General features: G+C 58.1%; 8 protein-coding genes. All 8 read left to right on the top strand.

All coding sequences use genetic code 11. The features are described 5' to 3' along the window. The first annotated feature begins 187 nt into the window (after positions 1 to 187). The 8 genes from QKD99_RS10655 to recN all read left to right on the top strand — a co-directional run bounded on the left by QKD99_RS10655 (position 188) and on the right by recN (position 6,380). A complete protein-coding gene (locus QKD99_RS10655) occupies positions 188 to 637 on the top strand; it encodes a hypothetical protein (protein ID WP_284766428.1) in 450 nt (149 codons plus the stop codon). Between the two features lie 2 nt (positions 638 to 639). Continuing rightward, the gene (locus tag QKD99_RS10650; protein ID WP_284766429.1) at positions 640 to 999 is read left to right on the top strand and encodes a hypothetical protein; all 360 of its coding nucleotides are present in this window, start codon (positions 640 to 642) and stop codon (positions 997 to 999) included. Between the two features lie 79 nt (positions 1,000 to 1,078). Then, on the top strand, positions 1,079 to 1,888 hold the full coding sequence (locus QKD99_RS10645) for a tetratricopeptide repeat protein (protein WP_284766430.1): 810 nt from the start codon (positions 1,079 to 1,081) through the stop codon (positions 1,886 to 1,888). Continuing rightward, positions 1,888 to 2,871, top strand: a complete 984-nt coding sequence (locus tag QKD99_RS10640; RefSeq protein WP_239278869.1) for an HAD-IIA family hydrolase — start codon at positions 1,888 to 1,890, stop codon at positions 2,869 to 2,871. Before QKD99_RS10645 ends, QKD99_RS10640 begins: the two co-directional genes overlap by 1 nt. Beyond that, positions 2,862 to 3,023 carry a hypothetical protein gene (locus QKD99_RS10635; RefSeq protein WP_005324658.1) on the top strand — a complete coding sequence of 54 codons (162 nt, stop codon included), beginning with the start codon at positions 2,862 to 2,864 and terminating at the stop codon, positions 3,021 to 3,023. Before QKD99_RS10640 ends, QKD99_RS10635 begins: the two co-directional genes overlap by 10 nt. Beyond that, positions 3,023 to 3,829, top strand: a complete 807-nt coding sequence (locus QKD99_RS10630; protein WP_239278868.1) for a TlyA family RNA methyltransferase — start codon at positions 3,023 to 3,025, stop codon at positions 3,827 to 3,829. Before QKD99_RS10635 ends, QKD99_RS10630 begins: the two co-directional genes overlap by 1 nt. After that, positions 3,826 to 4,710 carry an NAD kinase gene (locus QKD99_RS10625; protein ID WP_239278867.1) on the top strand — a complete coding sequence of 295 codons (885 nt, stop codon included), beginning with the start codon at positions 3,826 to 3,828 and terminating at the stop codon, positions 4,708 to 4,710. Before QKD99_RS10630 ends, QKD99_RS10625 begins: the two co-directional genes overlap by 4 nt. After that, on the top strand, positions 4,710 to 6,380 hold the full coding sequence (gene recN / locus QKD99_RS10620) for a DNA repair protein RecN (protein ID WP_347951411.1): 1,671 nt from the start codon (positions 4,710 to 4,712) through the stop codon (positions 6,378 to 6,380). The genes QKD99_RS10625 and recN overlap by 1 nt, the downstream gene beginning before the upstream one ends. Position 6,381: the final 1 nt, after the last annotated feature.

Below are 6,381 nucleotides of genomic sequence, written 5' to 3'. Positions count from 1 at the left end.
CAAGTATAAAGCCGTAGAAGACAACACGCACTACCGAGTGCCGAGGTCCTCTACGGCTTTAATCGTCGTTTCACCGCGATTGTCCGTGAAGCCAGCTTGAGGGCTATTACGAATGATGTTCTGAAGAGCAAACTTTTTCATTGCATCTTCGCTACACTTATCCACTCACTAGTTTGGGAGGAAGCTCATGTGGTTCGATGGCTATCATCGGCAATTTGGAAGACGCCTGGAAGAGTTTCAAGCGGTTGCGATTCCTGAGACGCTCGCGGAGCTATCGCCGGTGCAGGTAGAACAAGTCACCCAGGGGTCCAAAGAATTTCCGTTCGACGCGGTGCTAGGCGTCTTAAACTCCAAGCACAGCTACGAAGACAAGGTTTCCCGAATACTGGCTATCAGCGGTACATGGATGAATGCTGCTTCCGGTAGGCAGTGGGCTCTAGGCCCATTGAGCAGCACAGCATACTCCGAACGGGTAGGCATAGGCGTTAGATGGGGTGAGATTGCATTCTCACCACTATTGAATGTCGCAGAGAACCTTATTGATGCTTACCCGACTTGGCCAGGCGTGCTCAGGGAATTCGCTGAGAACCAAGAGTTTAACCGTGATTATTTTTCGCAGCGGCTTAAGGAGATTTAGCGGTGGCTGACTTTTCTTCTGAAAGACCGCTAGTTGCTTCTGGATTTAGGGTCTTTTTCGGTATCGGCACTGCGCTGCCGGGCTCTTTGCTCTTGTCTATTTCGTGTGAAGGTGGCAGTGAGGGCTGGTGGGATGCTGCGACTGGTGCGGTCTTGATTCTGCTCGCAGTGATTCTTCTCGGTTGGGCTGCATTGAGGAATGGGGTGCGTCGTCAAGCGCTGTGGGGCCTGCTATTTGTTGTCTACGGTATTTTAGGCGCGCTGCTTGTTCCTGGTGGTAGCATCCGTTTCGTAACGGTGTGCGTCTGGGTTAATCTGATGAATTTCGTTTGGGTAACGCTGCGGCAGCCCGTCAGGATCTAAATTCCGGCTTTTCGTTTGCGGGTTGTAGAATAGGGCCGGTATTTCTGTGCTAGTTCCAACCAAGAAAGGGTAGGGCTGAATGTCGGAGCGCAATCACAATGGGCGCGGCGGACGTGACCGCAAGCCACGCAATAACAAGGGCCGTGATTTTAAGGGCGATTCCCGGAAGAAGAAGTCTTTTTCGCCACAGCGCTCCGGTTACCGTGAGGAACGCATTAACCGTCGCATGAGTGACCCAGACATCCCGGCAGAGGTAGATGTCAACGACCTGGACCCGATGGTGCTGCAGGACCTGAAGTCGCTATCGAAGGAGAATTCCGAGGCCGTCGCTAAGCATATGATCATGGCTGCGACCTGGATGGAGGACGATCCTAAGCTGGCCCTGCGCCACGCACGCGCTGCCAAGGATCGTGCAGGCCGAGTTGCTATCGCCCGTGAGGTCAACGGAATCGCTGCGTATCGCGCCGGCGAGTGGAAGGAAGCACTCGCTGAGCTGCGCGCCGCGCGCCGCATTTCCGGTGGCCCCGGGATGCTTGCAGTCATGGCTGATTGCGAGCGCGGTTTGGGCCGCCCGGAAAAGGCGCTCGAGCTAGGCCGTGCGGAGGAAGCATCAGAACTTGATGAAGAGTCCACGATTGAGCTGGCAATTGTTTTGGCCGGCGCCCGCCTAGACATGGGGCAAGCTGAGTCCGCGGTTGTCACCATTCAGCGCGCACATCCTGACCGCGATGCCCGCGGGGTAAGCGCATGCCGTCTCGCTTATGCCTACGGTAATGCTCTGCTTGAAGCAGGCCGGAAGGACGAGGCTCGGGATTGGTTTGAGCACGCAGTTTCTATTGATGAAGGCGACTGGACTGATGCTGCCGAGCGCCTAGAGGAGTGCAAGTAGTGACGGTTCTCAGCAAGCACGATGCTCTTCTCCTTGATCTCGATGGCACCGTGTGGGAAGGCGGCCGTCCACTCTCAAACGTAGTGGACGTCATCAACACCTGCGGAGTGCCGGCAGTGTATGTGACCAACAATGCTTCGCGCAGCCCGCATGCAGTGGCGAAGATGCTCGCGGACATCGGGCTCACTGCGGGTACAGAACAGATCGTTACCTCTGCGCAAGCGGTTCTCCAACTAGCAGCAGAAGAGGTCCCAGCTGGGGCGAAGCTCCTTATCATCGGTGCCGATTCTCTCCGTGACTTGGCCCGAGAGATGGGTTTCAAGGTAGTTTCCAGCGCCGATGACAAGCCTGCTGCCGTAGTGCAAGGTTTTGACCGCTCGGTTGGCTGGGAACACTTGACTGAAGGTGCCTTGGCCATCCGCCAGGGAGCCAAGTTCTTTGCTTCGAATCTCGATACCTCTCTGCCGATTGAGAGAGGTCTTGCTGTGGGAAATGGTTCTCTGGTTGCCGCCATCCAGTCAGCCACCGGGGTAGAGCCGGTATCTGCTGGCAAGCCTGAGCCGGCCATGTTTACTTTTGCGGCAAAGCAAATCGGCGCGAAAAAGCCACTTGCTGTGGGAGACCGTCTGGATACTGATATTGCAGGTGGTAACTCTGCTGCAATGGATACCTTCCATGTGCTCACCGGCGTTTCTGGTGAGTTAGAGCTGATTGAGGCTCCTGTGGAGGCACGCCCTAACTTTATTGGCGCAGGAATGCACGAGCTGGCCCTTCCTGTCTCTGTCGCTCGTCCCGGGGCACAGGGTGGATTTACGGCGCGGTGCGATGGCCATGACCTTTTGCTCGAGGGCGGCGACGAAAAGTCTACCTCCGTTCAGGCGTTGCGCACGGTGTTGGAAGTTGCATGGGCCATGCCGTCGCCGCCGCGCTATATTCAGCCGCGTAGCGAGCGTGCGGAAAAGGTTGTTGCGCAATGGCGGTAAAGCCGCACGATTTTCGAGCCGTCAAGGAACCGGCAGAGATCGATGCGGAAGTAGCAGAGATCCTTGGAGAAGACGCAGCGGATTTGGCCGCTGAAGTAGATCAGCTTGATCGCGCTCACAATGTGTTGCGCGATGCATTGCAGGAGAATTGATGCCCCCACAACGTCGTAGGTTAGATGCGGAGCTGGTGCGCCGAAAGATTGCGCGGTCACGTGAGCAGGCACGGGAGATGATTAAGTCCGGCCGTGTCACGGTTGGTGGCTTCAAGGCGCAGAAGCCGGCGTCGATTGTAGAGCCCGAGGTTTCCATCAAGGTAGAGGAAGCCGAAGAAGACAAGTGGGCTTCACGTGGCGCTCACAAGCTCTTGGGCGCCTTGGCGGCGTTCGACGTCGACATGAACGGCCGCATCCTCGATGCCGGCGCTTCTACCGGTGGCTTTACGGACGTGTGCTTGGAACACGGTGCGCAGGAAGTGCTGTCTGTCGACGTGGGCTATGGGCAGCTGCTCTGGCGCTTGCAAAACGATGATCGCGTAACTGTTTTAGACCGCACCAATATTCGGAATTTGACGCTGGAGCTTACCGACGGCCCCTGCGACGGCATGGTAGGCGACTTGTCCTTCATTTCCCTCCGCTTGGTATTGCCGGCCATTGTGGATTGTCTGAAGGACGGTGCTTGGTTGTTGCCCATGGTGAAGCCCCAGTTTGAAGTGGGCAAGGAGCGCCTCGGCAGCGGTGGCGTGGTTCGTTCGCCGGAGTTACGCAAAGAAGTAACCAAGGAAGTCGCTGAATTTGCGTTGTCGCTGGGGCTTAGTATGCATGGGGCTGTTGCATCACCGCTGCCTGGGCCAAGCGGCAATGTGGAGTACTTCCTGTGGCTGAAGAAGGACGGCCAGCCCACAGATCTGGCTACAGTGGAAGAAATGATTGACCGCGCAGTCGAGGAAGGCCCGCAATGACACGTGAGATCCTGTTGGTACCTCATGCCAACCGCCAGCAGAACCTGGAGGCGACGTCGCGTGCAGCGGAGCTTTTGCAAGGTGCGGGAATTACTGTTCGAGTGTGCGCGGACGAAAAGGTACTGCCGGGATTAAAGCATGTACCCCACACTGAAGATGCGGCCGCAGGGTGCGAATTGGTGTTGGTTTTAGGCGGCGATGGAACCTTCCTCCGTGCCGCCGACATGGCGCGGGCCGTAGATATTCCAGTGCTGGGCATCAACCTAGGACACGTGGGATTTCTGGCCGAGTGGGAGGTTGAATCCCTCGACCAGGCCTTGGTGCGGGTCATTGAAAAGCGCTACCGCATTGAAGACCGCCTCACCATTGATGTGTCCATCTTTGATGAGGAAGGAACCCTTCTTAGCCGCAGCTGGGCTTTGAACGAGGCTTCGGTAGAAAACCAAAACCGCTCCGGCGTCCTGGATGCAATCTTGGAAGTTGACCGCCGGCCGGTGTCGTCCTTTGGCTGCGATGGCGTGCTGATTTCCACGCCTACCGGCTCCACCGCCTATGCGTTTTCCGCAGGTGGTCCTGTGTTGTGGCCCTCTCTGGATGCAATTTTGGTGGTACCTAATAATGCGCATGCGCTGTTTACCAAGCCATTGGTTGTATCGCCCAATTCTTTAGTGGCCGTCGAATCGACGATGCGCACGACTCCAGCCACCGTGATATTAGACGGCTTCCGCGAATTTGCGATGCCACCAGGGGCACGAGTGGAAGTAGTGCGAGGCGAGCGTCCGGTGCGGTGGGTACGCTTGGATGACCAACCTTTTACTGACCGTTTAGTCTCGAAGCTGCGCCTGCCCGTGGAAGGGTGGCGCGGGCCGAAGGAGAAATAGTGCTCGTCGATATTTCCATCAATGATCTGGGCGTTATTAGCCAGAGCTCCGCGGAACTATCCGCGGGCCTTACCGTGCTTACCGGTGAAACCGGTGCGGGTAAGACCATGGTGGTTACTGGTTTAAGGCTCTTAGCCGGTGGTCGCGCGGACGCCTCCCGGGTGCGCGATGGCGCGAAAAAGGCTGCAGTGGAGGGACATTTTTCCTCTGCAAAGGACTCGATCCGTGAGCTGGTGGAGTCGGTAGGCGGAGAGCCCGACGAAAATGGCGAGTATATCGTTTCACGCACAGTCTCTGCCGCGGGAAGATCGCGGGCCTATTTAGGCGGCCGGGCGGTACCGGCTGCAACCTTGGGCGAGTTCGCGCGCGAGCTCATTACAGTGCATGGGCAAAATGATCAGCTGCGTTTGCTCGCGCCCGAGGAGCAACTGGGTGCGGTAGACCGTGCGGATCCGAAATTGGCCCGTGTGCGGGAGCGCTATACCGAGGCCTTTAAAGAGTGGCGCAGCCTAGCGAAGGACTATAAGCGGCGCACGGAGCAGCGCCGCGAGCTGGCGCAGGAAGTTGACCGTCTGCAATTCGCCGTCGATGAGATCGATGGCATCTCCCCAGAACCCGGCGAGGATGAAGAACTGGTGCAGTTGGTTCGCAAGCTGCAAGACGTCGATGGGCTGCGAGAGTCCGCGGAAGTTGCGCTGGCTGCCATCGACGGCACCGAGGAGCTGGAGGAGGCTGCCTCGGCCTTGCTGGGCCGGGCGGTTTCGGCATTGGCGGGTTCCACCGATAAAGAGCTGGCAGCCTTGGGCGAACGGCTCAGCGAGATCTCGTCGCAACTGGGCGATATCTCCGGCGAGCTCGGTGGATATCTGGCGGGGCTGCCGGCGGATCCACACCTATTGGAAAAGTCCCTCCAGCGGCAGCAGGAATTGCGCACGTTGACTAGGAAGTACGCAGGGGATATTGATGGCGTCGTGGCCTGGCGCAATGAGGCGGCGGCAAAGCTCGAGTCTATGGATACCTCTACTGAAGCCCTGGAGGAGCTGAAAAAGCAGGTCAAAGACGCTGAATCGGTGATGATTGAGCGGGCAGGGGAGCTGACAAGGGGGCGTCGGAAAGCGGCGAAAGCTTTGGGGGAGCAGGTAACGCAGGAGCTCCACGGCTTGGCCATGCCAAATTCGACCTTGACGGTCGAGCTTACGCAGGCGAAATATTCTAAGTCCGGCGCAGACGCGGCCGAGCTGCAGTTGAATGGTAAGCCGATCGCCTCTGCTGCCTCGGGCGGCGAGCTTTCCCGTGTCATGCTGGCCTTGGAGGTCGTGCTGGCAGACGAGGACGGCGCCACCTTGGTCTTCGATGAGGTCGATGCCGGCGTGGGCGGGCGCGCAGCGGTAGAGATCGGCCGCCGCCTGGCGCGCTTGGCGGTGCATAACCAAGTGATTGTGGTAACGCACCTGCCACAGGTCGCAGCGTACGCGGATGCGCACCTGCATGTATCGAAGGAGAAATTTACCTCTGGCGTGGCCGAGCTATCACAGGAGGAACGCGTGGAGGAGTTGGCCCGCATGCTGGCGGGGTTGGACGATACCGAGACCGGCCGAGCGCACGCGCAGGAGCTTTTTGACCGCGCACAGGAAGAGGCTTCCGCGCGCCTCGCCCACTCGAAACCATAAT

The sequence above is a fragment of the Corynebacterium sp. c3Ub_189 genome (genome assembly GCF_039907195.1).
In the GTDB taxonomy this organism is placed as follows: Bacteria; Actinomycetota; Actinomycetes; order Mycobacteriales; family Mycobacteriaceae; genus Corynebacterium.
This window is presented reverse-complemented; position numbering and strand designations above follow the sequence as displayed.

Coding starts and splice junctions, on each gene's coding strand:
- QKD99_RS10655 (WP_284766428.1), top strand. CDS start 188: ATGTGGTTCGATGGCTATCATCGGCAATTTGGAAGACGCCTGGAAGAG.
- QKD99_RS10645 (WP_284766430.1), top strand. CDS start 1,079: ATGTCGGAGCGCAATCACAATGGGCGCGGCGGACGTGACCGCAAGCCA.
- QKD99_RS10635 (WP_005324658.1), top strand. CDS start 2,862: ATGGCGGTAAAGCCGCACGATTTTCGAGCCGTCAAGGAACCGGCAGAG.
- QKD99_RS10630 (WP_239278868.1), top strand. CDS start 3,023: ATGCCCCCACAACGTCGTAGGTTAGATGCGGAGCTGGTGCGCCGAAAG.
- QKD99_RS10625 (WP_239278867.1), top strand. CDS start 3,826: ATGACACGTGAGATCCTGTTGGTACCTCATGCCAACCGCCAGCAGAAC.